Source organism: Actinacidiphila glaucinigra (genome assembly GCF_035918135.1).
GTDB classification, from domain to species: Bacteria; Actinomycetota; Actinomycetes; order Streptomycetales; family Streptomycetaceae; genus Actinacidiphila; species Actinacidiphila glaucinigra.
Genome location: NZ_CP109144.1, coordinates 7,522,864 through 7,548,859, shown reverse-complemented (window position 1 = coordinate 7,548,859; position 25,996 = coordinate 7,522,864). Strand labels below are relative to the sequence as shown.

Sequence of the window (25,996 nt, the reverse complement as noted above, 5' to 3'; positions counted from 1 at the left end):
CGGGGTCGGGGAGCTGCTACATGCGCAGCGCCGCTGCGATCGCCTGGCCGACTGCTGTGGCCAGGGGCGGGGGCATTGCGTGACCGACCTGACGGTACCTGGAGGTCTTGCCTCCGAAGAATCTCCAGTCCTCCGGGATCGCCTGGATCAGCGCGGCTTGGTCGACGGTGAGCTTGGGGTATCCGTCGGCAGGAAAGCCCATGCCCGGCGGGGTGTCGCCCAGGCTGTTGCCGTTCACACCAAGGGCGGCCCAGGCCTTCTTGCTGCCGGTGGGACCGAGGTCAGCCCCACCTCGCCGGTCGGAGCCTCCGACGAGGGCAGGGGCGATACGGTCCGCGCCCTTGATCCAGCGTTCTGCACCCGTCCAACCGTTGGCAGACATGGAAGGGCCGAGGACCTGGCCGACGGTCGGAGGCGCTGGCTCTTGCGGCTCGGGCCAGAAGAAGCCGGGGAAGTAGGGGTCCCGGAGAGCGACGAGGAAGCCGCTCTTGCGGTTCTGGGGTACGCCGAAGTCTGCCGCGTTCAGGATCTTCCAGGCCGAGCGGAAGCCCCCTTCCCGGAGCTCGGCCTCGATCCATGACCGGTCGGCGTCGAAGCCTGGGCTCTCGACAAGGTCCGGGACATTCTCCAGCAGTACGGCCTTGGGCTTGATGTCGCGCGCCAAGGCTATCGCGGCTCTGAGGATCCTGCGCTCGTCCGTGTCCTCGGCCCGAGCGACGGTCGCCATGGAGTTCACACGTGGGAGCCCGGCGCTGAGAAGGTCGACGCCGATCGTCTCCGGACGCATGTCGGGCCGGAACTGCACGACGTCCATGCAGACGACATCCCATCCCGGACGGTTGAGGTCGATGGTGAAGCAGGCATCGGCCTTGCTGTCGATGAGCAGTACCGGGTCGAAGCCGGCCCGCTCGAGCCCCAGGGCCTGTGCTCCTGCGCCGGCGCAGATCTCGAGCGATGTGTACCGCCGCGCGTCGAGTGGTGGTGCGGCTGGAGAAACCCGGCGGGTAGGTGGCTCGGCCTCCTGTCGCGCGGATCTCGACGTCCCGCGGGGAGCAGCAGTGCGGTTCGCTCCGTGCCCGGACGTGGCCTCCTCGTTTGGGCCGGCTACGGCAGCGAGGCGTTGAGCATCGACGGATTCCTGGGCGACCGCGCGCAGTTCATCGTCCAGAGCGTCCTCCTCGATGCCGTCGAAGAGCACGAAGGGGGCGAGCCGGAGCAGTCGTTTGAGGAAGTCACGGAGGGCCTCGCGTTCGTTGAGCCCGGTGAGGTCGAGATCCTTCCAGACGCGGAGGATGGCCCGGACAAGATGAGGGCTGCCGCCGAGGGCGGCTCGCCGGGCGTAGATCTGGTCGAAGGCAGCCTCGCCGAGAATCTTGAGGGCACCGTAGGGCTCGTCGTCGTCGGAGGACCGTACGAGCTGGGCACGCCACCACAGCCGGCCGAAGACGTGGCGGGTGAGGTCGGTACCGAGTACGCGGTCCCTGGGCGGTTGGGGATAGCGCCAGAAGGCGACGTCCGGGAGGAGGACGAGTGCGAGGAAGGCCCAGACGTCTCGGGATGCGGCCTCGGCCGGCACCATACCCGTCTCGGCGTGCAGGAAGGCGGCGACCTGGAGGTCGAACTCGGCGTTGTGGGCGCGGTCGAAGTCCTCGGGAAATCCCGCACGCCCGGCAAGATCGACAACGCCGGCGCGCAGTTCCCGGAGCTGCTCGGCGGAAATCCGGTCCCCGCCGGTGGCCACGTAGACCGCCGATTCGTGGGACACGGCGATTCGACCGGCAAGCTCGGCCAGGGCCAGGTGTCGGTACTCCTCGAAGAGCGGTCTGGCCTGCTCGGCGAGCAGCCGAGGGTAGAGGAAGCTCATCAGGACACCTCGAAGATCTTGACCGCCGCCTGGAGATCGGAGGCGAACAGAGCGGGTGACGTGCGTTGGCGCAGGCGGATGTCGTTGATCGACTGTCCCGGGAACAGCTGATGGAAGAGGCCCAGCAGGGTGGCGCCCAGTGAACCGTCAGGGAAGTCGGCGTCCTCGGTGAAGTCGTCGTGGCCGAGGGCGTGTTCGATCATGATCCGGGCGGCGTCCGCGTACACCGCAGAAAGCACGAGTCGGTCGATCGGGCGGGGCTTGGCCGCGTTCTCGAATGCGGTGGCGGTGACCGAGTTCCGCTCATTGACGAGCAGCAGCAAGGACCCCATGGTGGCACTGTCCAGGCCGCCGCTGATCTGCAGGTGCCAGGCCGCGTGGTCGGGGAAGGACGTCCGGGCGAAGTCGATCACAGCCATGGGGAACTGGGGTGCGTCCCCCTGGAGGCGCAGCGACTCCCGGTCGCTCCACAGCACGGAGCCGGCCAGACGGGGTGAGGAGGGGCGGGCGTCGTGGCGGCGCTCGGCCAGGACCAGAGCGGTGTCGAGGAGGAGGAGACCGCCCAGGTCGGCTCCGCGCAGCAGGACGTCGATTTCCGTGCTGATCGTGCCGCCGTCTGTCAAGCGTTCGTGGTTCGTCGGTCCGCCGAGGTTGGATCCGGTGGCCGTCCAGACGACGGCGACGGCGAGTGCCGCATCCGCGGGGAGGCCGGACTGTGCGCGGGCTCGATCAAGGTCGACTCTGATGGTCCTGCGCAGATGCAGGTCCATGTGGTAGTCCCAGTCCGGCAAGGCATCGGGCATGGCGACCTCGCCGTCCTCCGTCACGAGGAACCACGGCTCGGCGGCGACGACGTCCTCGCTCGGGGTGCGGTACGGAAGTACGCGCCGGGTCACTGGCTCCTCACCGCCTCGACCGTGATATCGATCTCAGTCATCGTGTCCGGTGCCGGGCGTACGAGGGCACGCCAGAGGGAGTCCCCACCCTCGATCTCGCACGGCTCGGTCGTGCGGAGGTCACCGGCTTCGTGCTGCCAGCCGACGAGAACGGGCATGCTCGCACCCTTGGGTGGGTCCGTCTCGCGGCCGTTGACACCGGGGAGTGTCACGGCGAGATCGATCCGGACCTGCTGGAGTCCGGGGACGGGGAGTCGGAATTCTTGGACGAGTACCGTGTCGTCGTCCCGATCCTCGTAGTACGGCTCTCCGACGTACTGGACACGCGGCCGTCGGCGTGCCGTGACAGCGGCACCGTTGGTCGGGACGTCGACGGACGCATGCTGGTCGGCGGTGGAATCACCGGGCCCGACCGCTTCGGCACCTGCGGACCAATGGGTACCGGGTGCCTCGTTCGGCGTGGGCCGGCCCGAGCCGGCGCCGCGTGCGCTCTCCTGCTCCTCGTCAGGATCCAGCGGAAGGGCACGCACGGTAGTGCTGCCGGGCTTGGCGTAGGCGGTTGCCCCACCGATTCCCCAGGCTCCGCCCACGAGCCCGGAGAAGAGGGTGCTGGCCGCGCCGAGCGCTACGTGGCTGGCTCCGGGGCGGGCGACACCCCCCAGCGAGAGCAGGCCTTGCAGCGCCTCGTCGATACGCCGGAATGTCGTGTGCACGAAGGTGCTCTCCGGCCGGTCGAGTGACTGCGGGTGCCAGGCGTCGTGCGTGGGCGGCTCGGCCTGGGCGTAGATCTCGTCCATGGTCTCGTCCGCGCGGAAGACTCCGGCGTAGCCCTGGCTGGCGCTCGGGGGCTTCGGGCCGGGCCGGTAGGTGACGACGAGCTCCGCAGGGCGCATGAGGCACACGTGATGAACGAGGTCCTCGATGTCGATCACCCGCGAGGCGCGGGTGGGTTCCAGGGGCGGCATGATCCGCTTGACCAGTCCGAGGCGACCGAGATGGCGCTTCGGCTTCAAGCAACGGAGGTCGCTGCCGGCCGGGCCGGTCATCGTCTCGTAGGCCGCGACGAACATGTTGAGCGGCCGGGTCTCCCTCGGGTCCGGCACGTGGTGTTCAACGCCGTCACAGGTGACGGTGAAACGCATAGTGGGAGGCTTGCCGTCAGTGGAGATCATCTTGGGCCAGAGGTGCCAGGCGATGGTCTCGGCCAGGTAGTCGGCTGCCGCGGCGGGCTCGAGTTCGTCCAGGTTCGGGTCGACGACAAGGATCCTCGTCCCCGTCTCGTCGGCTCCGAAGGGCCTGAGTCCCAGGCGGCGCGCGGTGGTCTCCGCCGGCCGGCCGACCAAGGGTTCAACGACGTTGCCGGAGGTGTCGCCCCACCAGTGGCGGCCGGTGTAGCGGCGATCTCCATGCGGCGCAGCGGCAACGTAGCTCTTCCAGAGGGTGCAGCCGATGAGCCGGGTCTCGTAGCCGCCCCGCGGCGTCCTGCAGCGGGAGTGCACGAGGATCGTTCCGGTCCTGGACAGAAGGTAGAAGATGCCCTTGCCGAAGCCGTAGGTACCGCCACCCAGCGCGGCGTCGCGCGGTTCTCCGATGTTGCGGATGAAGGACACGAAGTCGCGATCCGGGCCGACGGCGTTGTCCGCGCGGGTGGGCCCTCCGAGTCCTCGGGTGCCGCGGTCAGCGATGGCCAGGACCCGGACCGGGCCTCGCTTGAGCGTCTCGCGCAGCGGGAATTGCTCCGGCCCCGCGGGTGCGCCCTCGATGAGGAGTTCGCGCCATGCGGCGGCATGTGCGGGGCCGACCGTCCACATGTCCAGGCGGTAGTCGACCGGGCCCGGGGATGGCGTGAGTCGGGCGTCCCAGCTGTTCTGGGCGGACTCGCGTACCAGGATGGTGAGCAGATCGAGCTCGGGGCGTCCGAGCTGATTGCGGATGCCCTCGGCCGCGCTCGCGCCTTCCGGCGGATAGGGCTGGGAGAACCAGCCGGGCTCCGTCACACGTACTCCTGGATCATGCCGTCGATCATCTGGGAAATCTGGTCGAGGGGAAGGGGGGCGGGGACCTCGCCGGACAGGTCGATGGTGTACTGAACGTCCAATACCGACACCGGGACACCGGCCGCGGTCAGGGCCCGGGCTGTGAGCCCGGGGAAGTCGGCCTCGACGGCGTACCACCTCTCCTCGGCGATCGCGAACCGCACCTCCTGGTAGTGGTCGGCATCGGCAGGGTGGTAGCCGGCCAGCGCGAGCAGGTCGAGCAGCGCGCTCTCGTCGTCGCAGAGCCGAAGTGCCTCTCCGACCGCCTCCGTGAAAGTGGTGCCAACACCGTTCGCACCGGTGCGTTCCAGGCGGAACCAGGCCAGGCAGAGCGCTCCGTGCTCCGGTGCCTCGAGTTGGTCGAGGCCGTGGATCCGTGGCCTTCGCCCTTCACTGCTGGTGCTCGTCTTCACCTCGACGGCACTCGTCCCCCCCAGGAAGTCGTGGCGGTAGCCATCGGGTCCGTACCAGATCAGGTGGGCACTCGGATCCTTACGGAGAAGTCGATTGAGTACCGTCAGCTCGCCGAAGAGTCCTGCCAGTTCGTCGGGTCCCAGTGGCTTGCCCTGTGTTCGGAACAGGGCCTTCCACCGATCGAGCACACGGTAGAGCGCCTTGACGGGGTTGTCGGGCAACTCCCCAACCGCGCCAAGCACATCAATGCACAACTCCGTGAACAGGTCGTCGACGTCGTGCCGCAGGCAGGCCAGGTCGGCGTAGGTCTGGTAGGTCTTGGCGTCCTCCAGGGGACGCTTGCGCAAGCGGAGCACTGGTCCGTCCAGACCCTGGCGGACCTTGCGGTGGACGGGTATCGGAAGGAGGACGTGACGGTATCCCTCGTGGTCAACGGCCAACACCAGCGGCCCGCTGTCGACGGCGACGGGCAGGTGACAAACCCGCAGGCGTCGTTCCCCTGTGGCTGCCTCGGCCTCCAGCGCTCTCCACTGTTCCTCGACGAGACTGCGCAGCTCGTCGTCGTTCATGCGTCCTCGTCGTCGAGGAGGCTGTAGTCCTCGTCCTCGATCCGAACCCTGGACAGGTCGGCGGAGATGTAGCTCTCGACCGTGCTGTCCCCGTGCCACGGTTCGGGGAAGACCATGCCCACGCCGATGACGTGCTCCTCTGCATTCAGAGGTGCACGCAGCTTCTTCGCGGGGGCCGGCTCGGAGACCTTGTCGATCGGGTAGAGGACCAGCAGGCCGGTGTCGGGGAGCTGCTTCCGACGCTCGTCCATGATGCCTTTCTCGGTCAGGTTGCCCACATCGCCGGTCAGGTCTACAGCGGCGTCCCGACGGCTCATCAGGGTCTTGATGTCGGCGAGGTCCAGGGTGGGGTTGGGGAGCTCGAGGCGGGCACGGTTGTTCCGGCCGACGGACACTCCGGGGGCGAAGGTGAAGTCGTCCACCTTAGGGTTGCCGACGATGGCGACGTTCCATCGGCGCAGCGATTCGGCTTCGGTGACTCGCTTGCGGATGTACTCAATAATCAAGTTCGCGTCGTTCTCGGGTGACTTCTCGTGGAACTTGTAGCTCGACAGGAAGTCGATCACGATGTCGTGCGGCACGTCACGGAAGACGTATCGACCCTCGGCCGCCCGTTCCTCCGCCTTGACCGCGTTCGCGACAGCGGACGCGACCAGATTGCGTGCGGCGGTGATGTTGTCGCTCAGCCAATCGGCGTTCGTGTGGAAGTAGTGGGTTTGGACTCGCTTGCCGCCGTAGGACGAGGCCGCCACGACCGCGTCGCGCATCTTGGCGGCAGCGGTCACGCGCAAAGCCGGGTGCGTGCGCAGACGGACGGCGAAGGTCAGCGGGGTCTCGGACTCCGTCATGTAGATCTCGATGTCCCGACGCATCTCGGTCTCGACCGTCGCCAGGTGCCGGAACCACTCGGTCAACTCGTCGGTCATCCAGATCCGCGGCAGGTCGGCGTAATTGTTACGGAAGCCGAACCAACGCCCCATCTGCAGCAGCGTGTCGTACGCCGATACGGAGCGGACGAAATAGCTGACCGACAGACCTTCGAGGGTCAGTCCTCGCGAAAGAGTGTTGCCGCCCACGGCAATGGCCACGACCGGGCCGTTCTCGTAGTCGAGGCGGTCCTCGCTGCTGGAGTTGTCCATGATGATGCGGCAGCTGTCGAGCACCCCGCGCAACTCGGACAGCAGCTCCTCGAACTGCACCTTCCTCTCGCCGAAGTCTCCGGCCGGCACGCACCCGGTCTCCTCGTCCCACAAATCGCGCAGCCGCGATAGGAAGTCGGCGTCCGCCGAGGACAAAGACCGCGTGGACCGGTCGCGCAGATGTTCCAGGGGTCTCTTGAAGCTGTTGTGCACCGCGGTGTTGACGCTGGTGTGGATCAGCATCGTGTTGTGCGGGTTGCCCGTTCCGCGTACCCGTCGGGCAGCGGTGACCAGCCAGAAGTACTCGACCGCCCGGCGCAGGGTGTCGGTGATGACAGGTTCGAAGCCTTCGACGTCGGCCCTGGTCTCGGGGCGCACGGCCGACACGTCGGCCTCGGGTACCGACCGGATCATGTCGTAACCGTCGTCGACCTGCTCCGGGTCCTCGCCGTCGAGGGCATAGCGGCCGAAGAGGACCTCGGTGCCGAAGTGCCCTGCAGGTTTGGGAAGATTGACGACGAAGTCCTTGGGATACAGATCCTGCGCGCTTGGGTCGATCAGCAGGTTCGCGAACGGGGAAGCCGTGTATCCGACATAGGCGGACCTCGGCAGGTGGCTCATGATCTCGAGGATGAGCGGGTTGATCGACTTCGTCGCCACAGTGGCCTGGTCGGCCTCGTCGTCAATGATCAGTGCGGGGCAGTCCTGGAGATGGTCCGACGCCTTCTCGAGCCAGCCGGCCAGCTTGCGCAACACCGTCGCGTTCTTCTTCACCACGCACAGCACGTGCATCCGGTTGCTACGACCGAAGTACGAAGCCGGATTCTCCTGCGGTGTGAAGTCCCTGTCGAGTCCGGTGAGCTGGAACCACCGCGAGGGGTTGGGTTCCACGAGCTGCTGAGCAAGTCGGGCCTGGGTCTGGCGCCTGAGCCCGTTGTGAATTCCCGCCAGAACGATGAACAGCTTGTAGCCGCGGTCGGCCGCCTTGGCCATGACCGAGGTGAAGTTGGTCGTCTTGCCCGATTGGACGTAGCCAACAACGAGGCCACGCGTGGAAAACGCCTTCTCCTTCGGGTGGTTCAGCAGCGAGACGACGCGAGTGGAGGAGTCGTCGAGACTCCGGATCGACGGCTCCTCGGGCCAGCCGTCCTTGCGCAGCAGATCCACGATCGCGGGCCAGCACTTGTCCTTGGCCTGCGGCCCCGTGTACCAGGTGTCGCGGCCGTCCAGAACAACGGCGTGCGGCTCCTCGAGCTCCCTGACCCGGATCACCTGCCGCTCGTGCTGCTCCCGGATCCGTTCCACGATGTCCGCGCTGATACCCAACTGCTCCAGCCGCTTGACCGCCTCCGAAGGGGAGAACGCGTCCAGAAGCGCCTTGAACGTGTCGTACATTCCGTCGAGATCATCGGTCATGGCAGTCGACCGCTCCCCGCTTCCACTCGATGCACACGGTCGGGCCATCGAGGGCTCCCCACCGCGGAGCACGACTCACGGGTGGCACGGGCACCCCCAGGCACCAACCACGCGTCGCCTTGCCAACCCCCACACATTAACTGTCACGCTCGGCGCATGAACAGAAAACGGTCACGATCTGCTTTCGCGTGCTCCGCCGGGGCATCTCGGCCCGACACCGTACAGGTCAGCACTGATCGGATCGCCTCGCCCGCACCTCGGCGGCGATCCGCTGCGCGATCCCCTCGGGCGCCTCGTGCTCCCAAAACCTAAGTACCGTCCAGCCCTCCGAAACCAGGTGTTCCGTCGTCTCACGGTCACGGGCGACGTTGCGGTCGAGCTTGGTGCGCCACCACTCCGCGTTTGCTCGAGGATGCGTCGCGTGGTCGGGGCAGCCGTGCCAAAAACAACCGTCGAGGAACACGGCGATCCTCGACCTGCTGAACAGGATGTCCACCGTCCGACGGGGCATACCGGGCACGGGGACGTGCACGCGGTACCTCAGCCCGCTGCTGTGCAGCAGGCGACGTACGGCCAGCTCCTGCGCGGTATCGCGGGATGCCTGGCGACTCATGCGCGCGGCAACGGAGGCCGATGATGCGACTGGCGGCATACAACCAGTCTTGCGCACTCGCAGGTGCTCGGAATGCGGCGCCGATCGGATCGCGGAGGCCTGTCGCGCTCTTCCGGCGGGCAGCGACCCCCCGTCGCCCGGTGGGCGACTGACAGTGACTGGGTGGGACGTGCCCCGGCGTCGGTCGGGGACAGCAGCGGCAACCCGCATTGGGGCTGTGGGAGACTCTACGAGTGTCCCGAACCCCCGTAGAGCTGACCATCGACGCCGACGGGCGCGTCTCGCTCCCTCTCGGACTTCTCGCCGAGGCCGGACTTGACCCCGGGAGCCGCATCCTCGCCTACAGTGAGGGCGACGGACGCTTGGTACTCCGCCGTGAGGAGGACGCGCTGCGCGATCTGTTGGAGCGAGGCACCCTGTAGGGCCTCGCGGGTACCCGACAGCCGGTGCTTTGAATGCTGTTCCAGCAGAGCAGCAACACCCAGAGTGGAAGCATCAACCGCTCGACTTCGAAGGTTCCCCTTGATTCGGACACCGCCACGCCTGCGGCGCCCATACCTCGGCCGCATCGGGACGCTCCACCCCCGTGATGGTGGAGCGTCCCGATGCGGCGCTCGTTCAGCTCGCGGGTCGGTCAGGGCTTCGATTCGGTGTACTGCAACTGGTGCTTTTGCCACACATACTGGTAGATCACCCGCGCACCATACGGTGACCAGGACACACCTGCCGCGAAACCAGACATACCCCATCCCCCTGAACTCCACGGCTCAGGGGCAGATCCGGTGGTATGCGACTCCCTCGGGGACATAGCGGCGCCATTCCTGTTCGGTAAGGGACCGGCCCGCGATGGTGCAGGCCTTTTCGGTGAGGGTGGCGGGGTCGCTGAAGACGTCGGTGTCCCACAGGCGTACGGTCCCGTCGTCACTGCTGGTCGTAAGGGTCTTCCCGTCCGGGGCAAAGAGGGCCGAGCGCAGGACGCCGGTGTGGCCCGTGAGTAGGGCCAGTTGCCCGTGGGTTTCTAGGTCCCACAGGCGTACCGTCCGGTCGTTGCCGGTAGTTGCCACGGTCTTGCCGTCCGGGCTGACGACGGCCGACCAGACGATGCCGGTGTGGCCGCTGAGGGTGGCGAGGCGGCGGTGGGTGCGTACGTCCCACAGTCTCGCCGCGGCGTCCCGGCCGCTGCTGGCGAGTGTTTTGCCGTCCGGGGTGAAGGCCACCGACTGTGCAGCGTCGGTGTGCCCCGCGATCGTTGCCATGCGGCGGCGACGCTGCACGTCCCACAGTCGCAATTTGCCGTCCCAGCCCGCCGTTACCAGAGTGCTGCTGTCCGGGCTGAAGGCTACGGAGCTGACCATTTTGGTGACCGCATCAAGGGTGCCGAGGCGGCCGTGGGTCCGTGCGTCCCACAGCTGTACGGACGAGGACTGGAAGGCGCCAGTCACGAAGATCCTGCCGTTCGGGCTGAAGGTCATCCAGCCGGCCCCGCCAGCGAAGGACGCCAATCTCCGATGGGTCCGCACACTCCACAGGCGGGTCGTCCCGTCGATGTAACTGCTTGTGGCGAGGGTTTGGCCGTCAGGGCTGAAGTGGACGGACTGCACAGGGCTGCGGTGGCCGTTGAAGGAGGCGAGGCGGCGGTGGGTGCGTGCGTCCCACAGCAGGACCGCCGGATCGTCGTTGCTGCTCGCGGCGATGAACCGGCCATCCGGGCTGAACCGGACCGTGTTCACCTCGCCGATGTGCCCGCTCAGGCGGCCCAGCGTACGCTGCGTACGGGCGTCGTACAGGTGCACAGTTCCGTCGCTGCCCCCGGTCGCGAGCACTTTCCCGTTCGGACTGTAGGCCGCCGGGCTTGTCGAGCCGCGTGGACCGGCGAAGGTGGCGCGTGGCCGCCCGGCCCGCATGTCCCACAGCCGGACCGTGGCGTCCCCGGACCCGCTGGCCAGCGTCGCGCCGTCCGGGCTGAACTCGAGTGCGTCCACGAACCCGGTATGGCTGCTCAGCACGGTCAGGGCCGTACGCTCCCGCACGTCCCACAGCCATACGGAACGGTCCTGGCTTCCGCTCGCCAGGGTCCGGCCGTCCGGGCTGAAGGCCAGGGCGAACACGGTACCCCTGTGTCCGGTGAGCGTGGTCAGTAAGCGGTGCCTGCGCACGTCCCACACGCGCGTCGTGGAGTCGCTCGCGCCCGTGGCCAGCGTGTCGCCGTCCGGGCTGAACGCCAGCGACGTGACCTGACCCATGTGGCCCTTCAGCGTGGCGGTGCGGCGCTTCGCCCGTACGTCCCAGAGCTGTACCTCGGACTCGGTGACGTCGCTGGTGCCGTGGCCGAAGACAGTGACGGCAAGGGTCCCGCCATCCGGGCTCAATTCGAGGAGGTGGATATAGACGCCGTCGTCGCTGCGGTGAACCTGTAATTCGTCGACCTTGTGATGGGTTCGGACATCCCAGAACAGGACCCTGCCCTTTTGACCGCCGGTGACGATCGTGTCTCCGTCCCGGCTGAAGACCGCCGGGCTCCCGACGCCCGTCAAGGTAGCGGTCTGCTTTCGTGTGTGGACGTTCCACAGTCGTGCCTTCGAGCCGTCATGGCTGGTGAAGAGAGTCCTGCCGTCGGGGCTGAACGCCGCCGTGTGCACCTGGCTGCTGCGGCCGTCAAGTGACGCAAGCTGCCGGCGCCCTGCCATGTCCCACAGCCGTGCTGTGCCGTCGTTTCCACTGGTCACGAGGGTCTTGCCGTCCGGGCTGAAGGCGACCGACTCCACCTCTCTCGTGTGCCCGGTGAGAGTGGCCCGCAGAGGCGAGGACACCGTGGACAGAAGCTGGGCGCGGGTCTCCGGAGTCGGGGTAATGCGCTGAGCGGCGAGGGCGAGGCGAGCCGCCAGGGCCGGGTCGGCGTTCGCCTGTTGCCGGCTCTGATACGTCAGGCTGCGAGTGGCGGCCAGGGCCCGCTGCTCGGTGCTGCTGTTCCGGGCGTTGAGGGTGGCCAGGCCAGCCGCAACGAGAACGAGTGCGGTGAGCACGGCGAAGCCCGCGATGACCAGGCGGCGCCGACGCTGGACCTGGGCACTGACCTCGACGAACTCGGTCTCATCGGTGGGAATTTCGCTGACACGTACGCTGATCCACCGTCGCGCTTCCTTGACCTGCTTCCTGCCGAGGGCCAGTTGGGGCGGGCGGCTCTGCTCCTGCCACGCCCGCAGGGAACGGCGCAGCCCCTCCTGCCAGCTGCGGAACTCCCGGTTCTCCTCGACCCAGCATTGCAGTCGCAGCCACTGCTCCACCAGGGCCTGGTGCGCGAGCTCAGCGGTGTCCTGCCCGGTCGGGCGGCGCGTCACCACAACCAACCGCGTGCTGGCCAGCCGGTGGATCAACGCCCAGTCGCCAGCGGAGAACTGGGCGCGGGCGGCGACCCGGCGGGTGTCCGGGCCGCGCTCCCCGGCGTCCAGCTGCTCGCCGGGCCGTACGAGCTGGATGAAGATCCGCTCCAGCGCCTGTTGCTCGGCCTTGTCTGCCCAGTCCCACAGACTGTGCTCCGCTTCTCCCGCCAGGGCCCCGTCCACGCCGCCGAGCTCCTGATACGCGGTGGCGGTCAGCCACCCGCGTTCCTGGCGCTCCCACAGTCGGCTCAGGGCGTACTCCAGCATCGGCAGCGCGGCCGGACCGGGTGGGGTGTCCCGCAGCAACTGGTCGACCAGGCCGTCGGCGAACCGGACCCCCGCATGCCCCTCCAGCGGACACGTGATCGCCTCTCGCAGCTGCGTCTGCGTCATCGGCTGTACCACCACGGAGGTGGCGTCCCATGCCGTACGGAGGTGGGGGAGCTGCTCGATCTGCTGGAGGAAGTCGATCCTGGTGACGACCACGGCTTGGGCGGGACGGCTGCCGTCCGTGCGGCGAGCCGTCAGAACGCCGAGTAGAGCGTCCAGCCGACGGGCAGTGTCGAGCGCGTCCGCAAGTAGCGTTTCGAACTGGTCGGCCACCAGCACCAGCCGGGACCGTCCGCCGTGGCGGGCCAGTGTCTGCTCCACGGCGGTACGGACGCCCTGCTCGTCGGTGAGCTGCCGGGCCAACGCCAACCAGCGGTCGCGCCAACCCGCCTGCATGATGTCCGCGCCTCCCGCCGAGGCCAGGGCCCAGGCCAACAGCTCCTCGGCGGTGAGGCGCAGCCCGTGGGGCAAGCGGGCGATGACGTACCGGTCGCTGTCGAGGTGCCCGAGCAGGCCGGCGCCGACCAGGGAGGACTTGCCGACGCCGGAGGCGCCGAACACGGGCAGGACGGGGACCTGCTGCTCGAGGAGTTCGATCAGCTGCTGCGTCTCGTTCGTACGGCCGTAGAAGACGGCGAGGTCGTGCTCGGTGAACGGCAACAGTTCGCGGTACGGGCTGTCCGCCAGCAGCCTTACGCGCAGCTCGGGCCACTCCCGGGTGAGGGACTCCACGGTGAGGGCATAGCCGGTCCGACGCCGTTGGTCCCCCTCGACGGCGACGACGATGCCGATGACACCGCCATACTCCTCGTCCCACACCGGCGCCCCGCTGAAACCGGCTGCCAGCGGGAACGGTGCCTCTTCGTCGCAGGTCAGCTGCCACCATCCGGTACCCTCACGGCCCTCGACGATGCCGCGGGTCCAGATCCCGGCGTCCTTGCTGCCGCCTCGTCCCGGGAACTTCGGGAAGCCGAAAGCACGCCAACGGTGCCCAGCCAGGCCCTCCGCCTCCACAATCCGCAGGGGTACGGCACCGGGCGGGGGCTCGCCGCTCAGCTGCAGGACGGCGACATCGCCGCTGCTGTCACCGGCCACAGGCACGCTGAAGTGCACAAAGGCGGCAGTCTTGGGACGCCCGGGCAGCAGCGGGAAGTCGAGGGTGACCGGAAGGCGGTCTGGCAACGGTTCGTCGTCCGGCAGGCCTGCGGTGGAGGCGACAACGTGGGCGCACGTGAGCAGCAGCCGGTCGGGGATCAGGAACGCCACCCCGACCGGACGACCGCCGTGCAGCACCCGCGCCATGCCGCCCTCCCACGCGGAGTCCGGGTCGCCTGCCGGTGTCACCTGCCGCCCTCGGGGCGGCTCCACTCCAGCTCCAGCTTGATGTGCGCTTCCCCGGATCCCTTCGCCACGACCAGGCCCGCCTCCGCTGTCACCCGCAGTCCGAACTCCGCACGGACGTGATCAGGACTGCGTGGCAGGTCCGCCAGCCGAGCCAGCATCGTCGCGGCCACCCGCTGTACCCGGGCCATGCCCGACTCGAACGTGTCGGTGGATGTCTCGAAGAGCTCGTCGCCGCGACTCGCCCGGATCACTCCGGAACCCTGCTCGTCGGACAACTCGACGACGAAGACCTCACCGTCCTCGAAGGGGACACTCAGGTACACGCGACGACCTCTCTGCAGCTCCGTCAAGTCACTTGCGAAAGTCAGAAATTGAGCGGATCTTCCCGGCCTGTCATGGTAGCTGCGATCTCCGGCTGCGGCCCCCTTCCGGGTTGGTCCCGAGGAGCGGGGGAGATGGCGGGTGCCCCAGCCCCACCCCCCGTGTGCATGTGAAACAGTCCAGCCGGCCTCAGCTGCACGATCCGTGCGGCGCCGTACCACTGCGGGCGGCAGGAGGGCGTCGGGCATTGTCGAGAACTGCAGCCTGTTCCCGCAGTCATTGCATTCCGTCGTCCTGGGTAGTGATCCGGGAGACGGCGAGAGTGAAGCTTCTCCTTGATCGTGGACACCTGGAGACTGGGATCTTAAGGTTCCAGAAGATGTAGCACCGGGTGGGATGCAAGCGCCAGCGAGCATCCACCCCCGGTTGACCTCCCACAACTGGCTAGGGAGGTCCGCAAGCCCATCGCCTTGTCGACTCTCACCCGGTCGTTGACGACGGCGTGGGCGCGGACGAGTGCGTCAAGCCACTGCGGCCGGTGGGAGCTCGACGATGCCCTACATGTGTCGGACGGTGGCGATGACCGGGTACTTCCAGCCGGTCTTGTTCTCCAGGTCTGTCAGCTTCTTCTGGTGCCGCCAGCCGGGGCGGACCCGGCGCAGCGGCAGCCGCATCCCGTCGGGCCAGCCTGGCCGGGTGTTCAAGCCTGTCAGCTCCGCGACGCCGTGGTTGTCGTGGACGCTGCTGTCCTGCTTCAGAGCCGCCTCCCACGCCTTGGCGGGCAGCTGGGCGATCACTTTCTCGTCGTCCTCGGCAATCGTCCAGGCCACCACGTAGCGCGCGGTGTTGAGGCTTCCTGCGTTCCAGCAGGTCATGGGTGGCGCCCGCCGCCGCATCACGGTTCCATGCCGACCTCGCTGATCAAGGCCTGGCTGACGAGGCCGCCTCTGTCGTCCCGGGAACTCTGGAGCGCACATCCTCGGCTTCCGCCGGGGCATTCGCCCTTAACGCCAGACTTTAGGCGATGGGGCGCGGGACGACCACCGAGGTCAGGAGCTTGTAGAACGGGGTCCGGCCCATGGCCTCGGGATCGAAGTCGATACGCATGGCGCCCAGTATCCCGGTCGCCGCCGGCGCCCGGTCACCAGGACACCTCGCGGATGGTCGCCTTGCTCTGCGGGGTGGTGGTGGCGACGATCTCGGAGCGGTGCCGGTCGCCGGAGAACGTCACCGTCAGCTGCTGCGCCCCGTCGCGCCGGGTGGAGACGGTGAACCCGCTGGCGGGCACGGCGGAGACGAGGCAGACGGCGTCCGCTCCGAAGCGCACCGCGGCCTGGCCGCCCTGGGACTGCAGGGTGTGGACCCCGGCGCCGCCGGTCCCGCAGTCGACGGGCGTGGCGGACGGACGGGGGGTGCGGGCGGGCGGCGCGGTGGTGGCCGGCCGGACCGGGGTCCGGGTGGGCCGGCGGACGGTGGTGGGGGTGGCTGCGGGTGTGGGGGTGCGTTTCGCGGCGGGGGACGCCGGTGCGGAGCGCGAGGGAGACGGCTTCGCGGCGGACGGGGCGGCGGTGGCGAGCGCGCTCTCGGGGACGTCCCGCGCGACGGGCGGCGTCGGGCGCGTCGAGCCCACCACGAAGCCCACGGTGAGCATGACCGCGGTCACGCTGACCGCGGTGCACGAGAGCCATATGACGACGTAGCGCAGGTACCGGGGCACCCCGCCATCTTTCCCGACCGGCTACTGTCCCTCCACATGGCATCCGTACTCCTGGTCGAGGACGACCCCGCGATACGCGCGAGGGAGACGGCTTCGCGGCGGACGGGGCGGCGGTGGCGAGCGCGCTCTCGGGGACGTCCCGCGCGACGGGCGGCGTCGGGCGCGTCGAGCCCACCACGAAGCCCACGGTGAGCATGACCGCGGTCACGCTGACCGCGGTGCACGAGAGCCATATGACGACGTAGCGCAGGTACCGGGGCACCCCGCCATCTTTCCCGACCGGCTACTGTCCCTCCACATGGCATCCGTACTCCTGGTCGAGGACGACCCCGCGATACGCGCGAGGCTGGTCGAGGTGCTGACCGCGCACGGCCACATGGTGCACAGCTCGGCCTACGGTTTCGAGGCGTTGCGGCAGGCCGCGCAGCGTCCACCGGACGCCGTGGTGCTCGACCTCGGGCTGCCGGACCTGGACGGGGTGGACGTGCTGCGGATGCTGCGCGGCATCTCGCGGGTCCCGGTCCTCGTCACCACCGCTCGCGACGACGACAGCGAGGTGATCCGGCTGCTGAACGCGGGTGCCGACGATTACCTGGTGAAGCCGTTCTCCGGGGGCCAGTTGGTGGCCCGGCTGACGGCGGTGCTGCGCCGTTCGGCGATGGCGCCCGCGCAGCCGCAGGGTCCGGCGGCCCCGGAGGGCGCGACCGGCGCGCTTCGGGTGGGCGGTCTGCTGATCGACGTACCGGCCCGGGTGGCGTACCACGACGGGCGGGAACTGCGGCTGACGCGCCGCGAGTTCGACCTGCTCGTCTATCTGGCGGAGCACGTGGACCGCGTGGTGGCGCGCAGCCGCATCCTCGCGGACGTGTGGCAGCAGGCCTATGTGGAGGACCAGACGATCGACGTCCATCTGTCGGCGCTGCGCCGCAAGCTGGGCGAGCGGGCCTCGCAGCCGCGCTACCTGCACACCGTCCGGGGCGTCGGCATCAAGCTGGTGACGCCGCGATGAGACGCGCCCTGGCCGGGGTCGCGCTGGCGGTGACGTCGATGGTGGCGCTGTCCTTCCTGATCCCGCTGGCACTGCTGGTGCAGTCCGAGGCCCGTACGCGGGCGACCACGGTCGCCGAGCAGCGGGCCGCGGCGCTGGCGCCGGTGCTCGCCCTCACCACCCGTCCCGCTGACGTCCAGCAGGCGGTGGCCGGGCTGGACTCGGGGGACCACCTGAGCGTGCGGCTGCCCGACGGGCAGCTGGTCGGGACGGTGCACGCCTCCCAGGAGGCCCTGGACCGGGCGGCCGACGGGCGCCGGACCATGGCCTCGGACACCTCCGCCGGCTGGGTCTACCTCCAGCCGGTGATCCTGGCCCGGGACCGGGTGGCGGTGGTGGAGGCGTTCGTCCCCCGCGCCGACCTGGACCGCGGGGTGAAGGCGTCCTGGGCGATGATGGCCCTGCTGGCGCTGGGTCTGGTGGCGGGGTCGGTGCTGGTCGCGGACCGGCTGGGCGCGCGCGTGGTGCGCGCCTCCAAGGGCCTGTCCCGCGCGTCGCGCTCGCTGGGCGCCGGGGAGCTCGGCATCCGGGTCGAGCCCGCCGGGCCGCCGGAACTGCAGGAGGCCGGGACGGCCTTCAACACGATGGCCGACCGGGTCGTCGAACTGCTCGCCATGGAACGGGAGCTGGTCGCGGACCTCTCGCACCGCCTGCGGACCCCGCTGACCCGTTTGCAGCTGGAGGCCGAACGGATCGCCGCGGAGGTCCCCGGATACCGGGGTGAGGACCTGGAGGCCGCGATCGCGCACCTGGAGAGGGAGCTGGACTCGATCATCGACGCGGCCCGCACACCGCTGTCGGCCTCGCCCGAACGCCCGGGCCGCGCGCAGGAGTGCGACGCGTCGGCCGTGGTGCGCGGCCGGGTCGAGTTCTGGTCCGTCCTGGCGGCTCAGCAGGGACGGGAGTGCCGCCTCGAGGCCGCCGCGGAGGCGACCGCGGTCCCGCTCGGCGAGGACGACCTCGCCGCGGTCGTCGACGCGTTGATCGGCAACGTGTTCCGGCACACCCCGCAGGGCACGGCGCTGGCGGTGACGGTGGAGCGGACCGACCGGACGGTGCTGCTCACCGTGGACGACGCGGGGCCGGGGATCGGCGATCCGGACACCGCCCGGGCCCGCGGGGTGAGCGTCGGCGGCTCCACCGGCCTCGGTCTGGACATCGTGCAGCGGGCGGCGGCCGCCGGCGACGGGGGCATGGAGATCACCAGGGGCCCGCTGGGCGGCGCGAGGGTGCGGGTGACGCTCGGGCTCGCCGGCGGGCCGCCTGTGGGGGGAAGGAAAGCGGCCCGACGCGCGAGGCGTCACCCGCACCCGGCCTGAGGCCGACCGGCCGCCCCAGCTGACCGGCCGGTCGGCTGTTCAGCGGGGCGTGCCGAAGTCCTGGGTCCACCAGGGACCGTTGGACGACGTGTTCACGCCGACTCCGATCTGCTCGAAGTTGCAGTTGAGGATGTTCGCCCGGTGTCCCTCGCTGTTCATCCAGGCGTCCATCACGGCGGCGGCGGTCCGCTGGCCCACGGCTATGTTCTCGCCGAGGGCCGACCACGGGTACCCGGCCGCCTCGACGCGCCCGGCCATGGTGGACCCGTCGGGCCCGGTGTGGGAGAGCACGCCCGAGCGGGCCATCACGTCCGTGTAGTCCTGGGCGGCCTCGGTGAGGCGCTCCTCGAGCGTCACCGGACGGCATCCGGCCGAGGCCCGTTCCTCGTTGACCAGCCGGACGATCTGCTCGACCACCGAATCCTCGCCGTCGTCGGACCGCGGGGGCTGCGCGGCGATCGTCGTCCTGGCCGGTGACGGGGTCACCGTGCGCGTGGGCGTGGCGGAGGGCCGGGGCGTGCGGGTGTGCCGAGAGGTCGGCTTGCGCCGCTCCGGGGTGGCGGACGCGCTGGGGCTCGCGCTCGTCGGGCTCGGGCTCGCGGTCTCCGGGCGCGCGTCGGACGCCACGGGGTCGTCGCTCTCCCGGTCGCCGGCCGCCAGCGAGGCCTTGTCCTTGCCGGCGTTGTTCCCGAACTGCGCACCGGCCCCGACCAGGGCGCCCGCGGCGACCGTCGCCACCGCGGCGGCCAGCGGCCAGGACCGCGCCGAGGGGGCGCGGCGGGCGCGGGGTCGTTTCCTGTGGGAACTCATGCGCGGGGTACCTCCGGACGACGGGAACTCCACCGGGCACGTCCGAACGTGACGTGCCGGGCACTGTGACCCTAGGCGCCCCGGGCGGAGAACTCCCCGGTCGGGAGCGGATCTTCAAGAACACATAAGGCTGCGCTCAGGTACGACCGCGGTTCCACCGGCCCTTTCCGTCCGGGGTGTGGGAACCGTCACACAGGCCCGCGATGGGTGTCAGCACCCATACCGGCCCGGTTCGCCCGGATGAAAGGATGAGGATCCACAGGGGGCGAAACGGACAAGGAACCGGGCGGCTGCGCGCCGTCCGTGAAGGGAATCGAGCTGTGCCTGCTCCGCGGATGAGCACGACACCATTGCCGGGCATCGGTGTCCGGTACGACCTCACCACGCGGGACCGGCGCCATCTGTCGGTGGTCGCCCACCGCGACGGTTCTCGGACGGTGAACGTGTACCGCGCCGACGACCCGGACGCGTGCGCGCAGTCGCTGCGGCTGACCGGGCCCGAGGCGATGTCGCTGATCGACGCGCTGATGCCGACGCACCACAGCCCGAACCTGCTGCACACCACCGACCTCGGCCTGGTCGCCGAGCGGATCGAACTGCCCGTCACCTCGCACTGGAACGGCCGCCTGCTCGGCGAGACGCGGATGCGCACGGACACCGGCGCCTCCATCGTCGCCGTGCTGCGCAGGGCCGACGCGATCCCCTCCCCCGCACCGGACTTCCGCCTGTCGGGCGGCGACACGCTGATCGTGATCGGCACCCGCGAGGGTGTCGAGGCCGCCGCCGCGATACTCGGGCGGGAGTGACCCCTTGCACTCCGCGGTCTTCCTCATCGAATTCGGCGCCATCATCCTCGGTCTCGGCCTGCTCGGCAGATTCGCCGGACGGTTGCGCTTCTCCCCCATCCCCCTGTATCTGCTGGCCGGTCTCGCCTTCGGCGAGGGCGGGATCCTGCCGCTGGGCACCAGCGAGGAGTTCGTGGCGATCGGCGCCGAGATCGGCGTCATCCTGCTGCTGTTGATGCTCGGCCTGGAGTACACCGCCAGCGACCTGATCGGGAACCTGAAGACGCAGTATCCGTCGGGCCTGGTCGACCTCGCCCTCAACGCCCTGCCCGGCGCGGCGGCGGCGCTGCTGCTCGGCTGGGGCCCGGTGGCCGCGGTGGTGCTGGCGGGTGTGACGTGGATCTCCTCGTCCGGGGTCATCGCCAAGGTGCTGGGCGACCTCGGACGGCTCGGCAACCGCGAGACGCCGGTCATCCTGAGCATCCTGGTCCTGGAGGACCTGGCGATGGCGGTGTACCTGCCGATCCTCACCGCCCTGCTGGCCGGGGTCGGCTGGGCGGCGGGCAGCGTGACGCTGGCCGTGGCGCTGGGCGCCGCGGGCCTGGTGCTGCTGCTCGCGGTCCGCTTCGGGCGGGTCATCTCGCGCTTCGTCTCCAGCGACGACCCGGAGAAGCTGCTGCTCGTCGTGCTGGGCCTGACGCTGCTGGTGGCGGGTATCGCCCAGCAGCTGCAGGTGTCGGCGGCGGTCGGCGCGTTCCTGGTCGGCATCGCGCTGTCCGGGGAGGTCGCCGAGGGCGCGCACTCGCTGCTGAGCCCGCTGCGGGACCTGTTCGCGGCCGTGTTCTTCGTCTTCTTCGGTCTGCACACCGACCCGGCCAGCATCCCGCCGGTCCTGCTGCCGGCGCTGGCGCTGGCGGTCGTCACCGCCCTGACGAAGATCGCCACCGGTTACTGGGCGGCCCGCCGTGCCGGGGTCGCGGTACGCGGCAGGTGGCGGGCGGGCGGGGCCCTCGTCGCACGCGGCGAGTTCTCCATCGTCATCGCGGGGCTCGGGGTCACGGCGGGCATCGAGCCCGCGCTGGGCCCGCTGGCCACGGCGTACGTCCTGCTCCTCGTGGTCTTCGGCCCGCTGACGGCCCGCTACACCGAGCCGCTGGCGCGCGCCCTGACCCGGCGCCGCGCCCCGATGCGCAAGAGCGGAGCCGAGCTGGAGCGGACCCCGTCCACCGTCGCCGGGGACTGACCCGGCCCCGCGGCGGGCACCCGTTGCCGCGCGTCACCCGGAGAGGAGGCCCTGGGCCGTGTCGCTGTTCTGGCGGATCTTCCTGCTCAACGCCGTCGTGCTGATGCTGGCGACGATGCTGCTGCTGGGGCCGGTCACGGTCTCCTCTCCCGTCCTGCCCGCCGAAGCGGCGGTGGTCGTGGCGGGCCTGGTCGCGATGCTGGTCGCCAACGCCGTGCTGCTCCGGGTCGGGCTGGCGCCGCTGCGCCGGCTGACCCGGGCCATGGCGGCGGCGGACCTGCTGCGGCCGGGGAGCCGGCCGGCGGCCACCGGGCACGGCGAGATCACCGAGCTCATCACGACGTTCAACACCATGCTCGACCGGCTGGAGAGCGAGCAGGCCGCCGGCAGCGCCCGCGTGCTGTCCGGTCAGGAGGCCGAGCGCCAGCGCATCGCCCAGGAACTCCACGACGAGGTCGGGCAGACGCTCACCGCCGTGCTGCTCCAGCTCAAGCACGTCAGCGAACTGGCGCCCGGCCCGCTGCGCGAGGAGCTGCACCAGGTCCGCGAGACCACCCGCGGGAGCCTGGAGGAGATCCGCCGCATCGCGCGCCGGCTGCGGCCCGGGGTCCTGGAGGAACTCGGACTGCACAGCGCACTGCGGGCGCTGACCGCCGAGTTCACCTCGCCGGCACTGGCCGTGGGGCTCCGCCTCGACCCCGGTCTGCCCGCCCTGGACGAGCAGACCGAGCTGGTCCTGTACCGGGTCGCGCAGGAGGGCCTGACCAACACCGCGCGCCACGCGGGCGCGGGCCGGGTGGACCTCCGGCTGGAACGCACCGCCGGCGGTGCGCGCCTGACCGTCCGCGACGACGGCAAGGGCCTGGGCGCAGCGCCGGAGGGCGCCGGGATCCGGGGGATGCGCGAACGCGCCCTGCTGGTCTCGGCGCGGCTCACGCTCGGTCCGGGACCCGGCGGCGGCACCGAGGTACGACTCGACGTCCCCGTGCGCGAGGAGGACCGCTGACCGTGCCCGAGGCGGCGAAGACCCGGATCCTGCTCGCCGACGACCACGCGCTGGTGCGCCGCGGCGTGCGGATGATCCTCGACGACGAACCGGACCTGACCGTCGTCGCGGAGGCCGGGGACGGCGCCGAGGCCATCGAGCGGGCCCGCGCCCACGAACTCGACCTGGCCGTCCTCGACATCGCCATGCCCCGCCTCACCGGGCTCCAGGCGGCCCGCGAACTGTCCCGGCTGCGGCCCCGGCTGCGCATCCTCATGCTGACGATGCACGACAACGAGCAGTTCTTCTTCGAGGCCCTGCGCGCCGGGGCCAGCGGCTACGTCCCGAAGTCCGTCGCCGACCGCGATCTGGTGGAGGCCTGCCGGGCAGCGGTGCGCGACGAGCCGTTCATCTACCCGGGCGCGGTCACCGCGCTGGTGCGCAACCTCCTGGAACGCGCCCGGCAGGGCGAGCCGCTGCCCGCGCGGGCCGTCACCGACCGGGAGGAGGAGATCCTCAAACTGGTCGCCGAGGGCCACACCTCCAAGGAGATCGGGGACATCCTCTTCATCAGCGCCAAGACGGTCGAGCGCCACCAACATCCTCCAGAAGCTGGGCCTGCGCGACCGGCTGGAACTCACCCGGTACGCGATCCGGGCCGGGCTGATCGAACCGTGAGCGGAGGAACGATGGGCGGCTGGGGCAGCGGCAACTTCGACGAGGACACGGCGGCGGACCACCTGTCGCTGGTCACCGGGCGGCTGGTCCGCGAGGTCGAGGACGCCGTGGCCGGCGCCCCGGGGACGCTGGAGCCCGACGAGTACTGGGGCGTGGCCGTGCCCTGCAACGTGGAACTGCTGCACCTGATCGCCTCCCGGGGCTGGGCGGGCGCGGTGCTCCCCGCCGCGGCGAGGGTCCGGGAGTGGAAGGCGGCCTTCCTCGCCGCATGGGACGGGGCGATCGACGGCCCGGACCCCTCGCCGGAGTACCGCGCGCAGCGGCGGAAGGTCCTCGTCGCCACCTTCGACGCGCTGGCGGAACTCGCCGAGCGCAGGGCGTAGGCGTGACCGGGCGCGCTCGGTCGCGGACCGGCGCGGGAAGGGTCGCGTCAGGCGGCCTCCCGCGCGGGCGCCGCGGTTTCGCCGTCGTGGGGCGCGGACGGTGCCGGGCGGTGGGGCAGCGTCAGAAGTGCCGTGCCGACGGCGAAGGCCAGCGCCGGCAGGGTGGGGAAACGGCCGTCGGGGGCGAGGCCGTACACCGACCAGTAGGCGAGGGCCGTGACGCAGCAGGCGAGGCCCGTCCACAGGAGGGCGGGGCGGTCGTGGCGGGCGCCGGGCGGCGGGGCCGCGGCGCCGGACAGGCGGGCCAGCGCGCGTTCGAGCGGGCGCAGTACGGCCAGCACGCCCGCCAGGAGCACCGCGAGCACCAGCAGCCAGGGCACGCGGAACGCCCACCACGCGGCGCTGCCGAGGGGGGCGTCGGGGGCGAGGCCGGCCAGGTAGAACACGGCGGCGAGCAGCACGGGCAGCATGTGCCACAGGTACAGGGTCATGCTCGCGCCGCCCAGGAACCCGACGGCCCGCCCCACGCGTGCGCCCCGCAGGGCCCGCCGGGCGACGGGCGCGGCCAGCAGGCAACCGCCGGCCTGGGCCACCACCCAGGCCAGCATGGCCGGCGACGGGGGGTCGGTGTTGCCGACGGTCTCCCCGGTGACCCTGATCAGGCTCACCGGGTACGGCCCGAGGGTGATCAGCGCCGTGAAGGCCAGCGCGCCGCCGACCGCCATCCCCGCGGCGAGCGGGAGCGTCAACTGCCCTTCGCGCCAGCAGAACCCGAGCTGGTACGCCACGCCCCAGACCAGCACGTAGTCGACCGGCCCGATGGAGGCGGGGGCGCCCGCCGTCACCAGCGTGCCCGCCGCCACCGCGACCGCGCCCATGGCCGCCGGGACCCACAGCCCCCAGCGCCGGTGTGCCGCGTGCAGCACCGGGGTCAGGGCGCTGAGCAGCAGATAGACCGGGAGGAACCAGAACTGCATGGCCATCGCCCATCCCGCGAGCCGGAGCGTGCTCCGGTCCACGCCGGCCGCCGAGCAGATCCCGACGGCGAGCAGCACCAGCCCGCAGTAGGCGGCCGCGGGCAGCAGCAGGCGCAGGGCCCGTCGCGCCAGCCAGGGCGCCGCCGTGCCACCGGCCGCCCGGGTGCGGGCCCAGGAGCCGCCCGCGGCATGGCCGCCGGCGAGGAAGAACAGCGGCATGATCTGGAAGCCCAGGGTCAGCCACTGCGTCCAGGGGATCTCCGCCAGGAGTTCGGGCGCCACGATCCCGCCGCCCGGCTCACGGACGAGGGCGGTGATCAGCCAGTGGCCGAGCACGACCATGCAGATCGCCAGGGCGCGCAGGAAGTCGACGTACGGGTCTCGCTCCATGCCGGGTCATGCTGCCCGACCCCGGCGCGTGGCGCCGCGATCGGCGGCGGCCGCAACCGATTCGTGCCCGCGGCGCAACCTGACCGCGGTACATCGCTTGCAGGACCCACGCGTCGTGGCGAGGCCGGCCGGCCGGTCGCGAGGAGAGGAAGGCGCGGATGACGGGCAAGGAGCAACGGGACGAGTCCCTGTGGCGGTTGGCGGATCTGGTGACGCCGATGGCGCTGCGCACCGCGGCGACGCTCAAGGTGGCGGACCATCTGGTGGAAGGTCCCCGTACCGCCACCGAGCTGGCGCAGGAGACGGGGGCGGAGTCGGGCGCGCTGGACCGCCTGCTGCGGCACCTCGCCGGTGCCGGGGTGGTCACCCGGGACGGCGGCGGGCGTTACGCGCTGACGGCGCGGGGCGAGAAGCTGAGGTCGGGCCATCCGGGCGGGCTGCGGGAGTGGCTGGACACCGAGGGCGGCCTCGGCCGGGCGGAGCTGGCCTTCGTGCAGCTGCCGCACAGCGTGCGCACGGGCACGGCCGCCTTCCCCCGCCAGTACGGCCGCGGGTTCTGGGAGGACCTGGCGGCCGACGAGGAGCGGACCCGCTCGTACGACCGGGCGATGGGGGCCGACGTCGCCGAGTGGGCGACCGCGCTGGTCCCGGCGTACGACTGGGGCGCGCTCGGGCACGTGGTCGACGTGGGCGGCGGCGACGGGACGCTGCTGGCGGCGCTACTCACCGCCTTCCCCGGGCTGCGCGGCACCGTGCTGGACCAGCCCGCCACGGCCGGCGCGGCCCGCGCGACGCTGGCGGCGGCCGGACTCGACGAGCGCGGTGACGCGGTCGGGGGCAGCTTCTTCGACGCGCTGCCCAAGGGGGCCGGCGGCTACCTGCTCTGCGCGATCCTGCACGACTGGGACGACGACGCGGCACGGACCGTGCTGCGCCGTTGCGCCGAGGCCGCCGGGGAGCAGGGCCGGGTGCTCGTCGTGGAGAAGGTGGGCGCCGACCAGGAGTCGACGGTGGCCGCGATGGACCTGCGCATGCTGGTGTACTTCGGCGGCCGGGAGCGCGGGGTGGCCGCGCTGACCGCGCTCGGCGCGGACGCCGGGCTGCGGGTGTCCTCGGTGCGCACGGCGGGGGACATCGGGATCGTGGAGTTCACGGCCGCCTGACCTCCGGCGGCGGCCGCGGCACTCCCCGTCTTCCCGCTGAGCCCCGGAAGGGGCGTGGGGGCGCTCACCGCAACGTCGGCACGGCGCCGCCCTCCGCCCGGGTCACCTCGACGCCGGGGAGACCGCGGCTCCACGGACCGGTGATCCGGACGAGGACGGCCGCGTCAGGCGGCGTG

General features: G+C 70.7%; 21 protein-coding genes and 2 pseudogenes. 10 read left to right on the top strand and 13 right to left on the bottom strand.

Going from position 1 to position 25,996, the window contains the following annotated elements; all coding sequences use genetic code 11:
- Positions 1-16: 16 nt before the first annotated feature.
- The 6 genes from OIE69_RS34005 to OIE69_RS33980 all read right to left on the bottom strand — a co-directional run bounded on the left by OIE69_RS34005 (position 17) and on the right by OIE69_RS33980 (position 8,986).
- On the bottom strand, positions 17-1,864 hold the full coding sequence (locus OIE69_RS34005) for a DNA cytosine methyltransferase (protein ID WP_326578326.1): 1,848 nt from the start codon (positions 1,862-1,864) through the stop codon (positions 17-19).
- Complete coding sequence (locus OIE69_RS34000) at positions 1,864-2,760, bottom strand: hypothetical protein (RefSeq protein WP_326578325.1); 897 nt, start codon at positions 2,758-2,760, stop codon at positions 1,864-1,866. Before OIE69_RS34000 ends, OIE69_RS34005 begins: the two co-directional genes overlap by 1 nt.
- Positions 2,757-4,757, bottom strand: a complete 2,001-nt coding sequence (locus tag OIE69_RS33995; protein WP_326578324.1) for a hypothetical protein — start codon at positions 4,755-4,757, stop codon at positions 2,757-2,759. Before OIE69_RS33995 ends, OIE69_RS34000 begins: the two co-directional genes overlap by 4 nt.
- Positions 4,754-5,779, bottom strand: a complete 1,026-nt coding sequence (locus tag OIE69_RS33990) for a PD-(D/E)XK motif protein (RefSeq protein WP_326578323.1) — start codon at positions 5,777-5,779, stop codon at positions 4,754-4,756. The genes OIE69_RS33995 and OIE69_RS33990 overlap by 4 nt, the downstream gene beginning before the upstream one ends.
- Positions 5,776-8,334 carry a Z1 domain-containing protein gene (locus tag OIE69_RS33985; protein ID WP_326578321.1) on the bottom strand — a complete coding sequence of 853 codons (2,559 nt, stop codon included), beginning with the start codon at positions 8,332-8,334 and terminating at the stop codon, positions 5,776-5,778. Before OIE69_RS33985 ends, OIE69_RS33990 begins: the two co-directional genes overlap by 4 nt.
- Positions 8,335-8,560: 226 nt before the next feature.
- Positions 8,561-8,986 carry a very short patch repair endonuclease gene (locus tag OIE69_RS33980; protein ID WP_326578319.1) on the bottom strand — a complete coding sequence of 142 codons (426 nt, stop codon included), beginning with the start codon at positions 8,984-8,986 and terminating at the stop codon, positions 8,561-8,563.
- A gap of 194 nt (positions 8,987-9,180) precedes the next feature.
- Here OIE69_RS33980 and OIE69_RS33975 point away from each other — a divergent pair, with 194 nt between their 5' ends.
- Complete coding sequence (locus tag OIE69_RS33975) at positions 9,181-9,369, top strand: AbrB/MazE/SpoVT family DNA-binding domain-containing protein (protein WP_326578317.1); 189 nt, start codon at positions 9,181-9,183, stop codon at positions 9,367-9,369.
- A 345-nt stretch (positions 9,370-9,714) separates the two neighbouring features.
- Here OIE69_RS33975 and OIE69_RS33970 read toward each other — a convergent pair whose 3' ends face one another.
- The 5 genes and pseudogenes from OIE69_RS33970 to OIE69_RS33950 form a co-directional block, all read right to left on the bottom strand.
- Complete coding sequence (locus OIE69_RS33970) at positions 9,715-14,001, bottom strand: nSTAND1 domain-containing NTPase (protein WP_326578315.1); 4,287 nt, start codon at positions 13,999-14,001, stop codon at positions 9,715-9,717.
- Positions 13,998-14,324 (bottom strand): CU044_2847 family protein, encoded by a 327-nt coding sequence (locus OIE69_RS33965; RefSeq protein WP_326578313.1) that lies wholly within the window; start codon positions 14,322-14,324, stop codon positions 13,998-14,000. The genes OIE69_RS33970 and OIE69_RS33965 overlap by 4 nt, the downstream gene beginning before the upstream one ends.
- Before the next feature lie 555 nt (positions 14,325-14,879).
- Positions 14,880-15,197, bottom strand: coding sequence for a hypothetical protein (locus OIE69_RS33960; RefSeq protein ID WP_326578311.1), 318 nt, complete (start codon positions 15,195-15,197; stop codon positions 14,880-14,882).
- A gap of 145 nt (positions 15,198-15,342) precedes the next feature.
- Positions 15,343-15,429 (bottom strand): annotated as a pseudogene (locus OIE69_RS33955) (flavin reductase family protein); the annotation flags it as partial.
- Positions 15,430-15,463: 34 nt separating this feature from the next.
- Positions 15,464-16,039 (bottom strand): hypothetical protein, encoded by a 576-nt coding sequence (locus OIE69_RS33950; RefSeq protein WP_326578309.1) that lies wholly within the window; start codon positions 16,037-16,039, stop codon positions 15,464-15,466.
- Between the two features lie 113 nt (positions 16,040-16,152).
- Here OIE69_RS33950 and OIE69_RS33945 point away from each other — a divergent pair, with 113 nt between their 5' ends.
- The 3 genes from OIE69_RS33945 to OIE69_RS33935 are packed head-to-tail and all read left to right on the top strand — an operon-like array spanning position 16,153 to position 18,406.
- Positions 16,153-16,284 (top strand): hypothetical protein, encoded by a 132-nt coding sequence (locus OIE69_RS33945; protein ID WP_326578307.1) that lies wholly within the window; start codon positions 16,153-16,155, stop codon positions 16,282-16,284.
- Positions 16,285-16,337: 53 nt separating this feature from the next.
- Positions 16,338-17,048, top strand: coding sequence for a response regulator transcription factor (locus OIE69_RS33940; RefSeq protein ID WP_326578305.1), 711 nt, complete (start codon positions 16,338-16,340; stop codon positions 17,046-17,048).
- Positions 17,045-18,406: a sensor histidine kinase gene (locus OIE69_RS33935; protein WP_326578303.1), complete on the top strand. Its 1,362-nt coding sequence runs from the start codon at positions 17,045-17,047 to the stop codon at positions 18,404-18,406. The genes OIE69_RS33940 and OIE69_RS33935 overlap by 4 nt, the downstream gene beginning before the upstream one ends.
- Before the next feature lie 39 nt (positions 18,407-18,445).
- Here the strand turns inward: OIE69_RS33935 and OIE69_RS33930 are convergent, their stop codons facing one another.
- The gene (locus OIE69_RS33930; RefSeq protein ID WP_326578301.1) at positions 18,446-19,216 is read right to left on the bottom strand and encodes a CAP domain-containing protein; all 771 of its coding nucleotides are present in this window, start codon (positions 19,214-19,216) and stop codon (positions 18,446-18,448) included.
- Between the two features lie 335 nt (positions 19,217-19,551).
- Here OIE69_RS33930 and OIE69_RS33925 point away from each other — a divergent pair, with 335 nt between their 5' ends.
- The 5 genes and pseudogenes from OIE69_RS33925 (at position 19,552) to OIE69_RS33905 (ending at position 23,290) form a co-directional block, all read left to right on the top strand.
- Complete coding sequence (locus OIE69_RS33925; RefSeq protein WP_326578299.1) at positions 19,552-20,022, top strand: cation:proton antiporter regulatory subunit; 471 nt, start codon at positions 19,552-19,554, stop codon at positions 20,020-20,022.
- Between the two features lie 4 nt (positions 20,023-20,026).
- Positions 20,027-21,244, top strand: coding sequence for a cation:proton antiporter (locus OIE69_RS33920; protein WP_326578297.1), 1,218 nt, complete (start codon positions 20,027-20,029; stop codon positions 21,242-21,244).
- A 58-nt stretch (positions 21,245-21,302) separates the two neighbouring features.
- A complete protein-coding gene (locus OIE69_RS33915; RefSeq protein WP_326578295.1) occupies positions 21,303-22,250 on the top strand; it encodes a sensor histidine kinase in 948 nt (315 codons plus the stop codon).
- 2 nt (positions 22,251-22,252) lie between these two features.
- A pseudogene (locus OIE69_RS33910) lies at positions 22,253-22,907 on the top strand (response regulator).
- Entirely contained in the window at positions 22,904-23,290 is a 387-nt protein-coding gene (locus OIE69_RS33905) for a DUF4259 domain-containing protein (protein ID WP_326578293.1), read from the top strand. Before OIE69_RS33910 ends, OIE69_RS33905 begins: the two are co-directional and overlap by 4 nt.
- 47 nt (positions 23,291-23,337) lie before the next feature.
- On the opposite strand, the gene OIE69_RS33900 is transcribed toward OIE69_RS33905, so the two are convergent.
- On the bottom strand, positions 23,338-24,657 hold the full coding sequence (locus tag OIE69_RS33900) for an acyltransferase family protein (protein WP_326578291.1): 1,320 nt from the start codon (positions 24,655-24,657) through the stop codon (positions 23,338-23,340).
- 158 nt (positions 24,658-24,815) lie between these two features.
- Between OIE69_RS33900 and OIE69_RS33895 the strand changes: the two genes are divergently transcribed.
- The gene (locus tag OIE69_RS33895) at positions 24,816-25,820 is read left to right on the top strand and encodes an ArsR family transcriptional regulator (RefSeq protein WP_326578289.1); all 1,005 of its coding nucleotides are present in this window, start codon (positions 24,816-24,818) and stop codon (positions 25,818-25,820) included.
- Positions 25,821-25,996 lie beyond the last annotated feature (176 nt).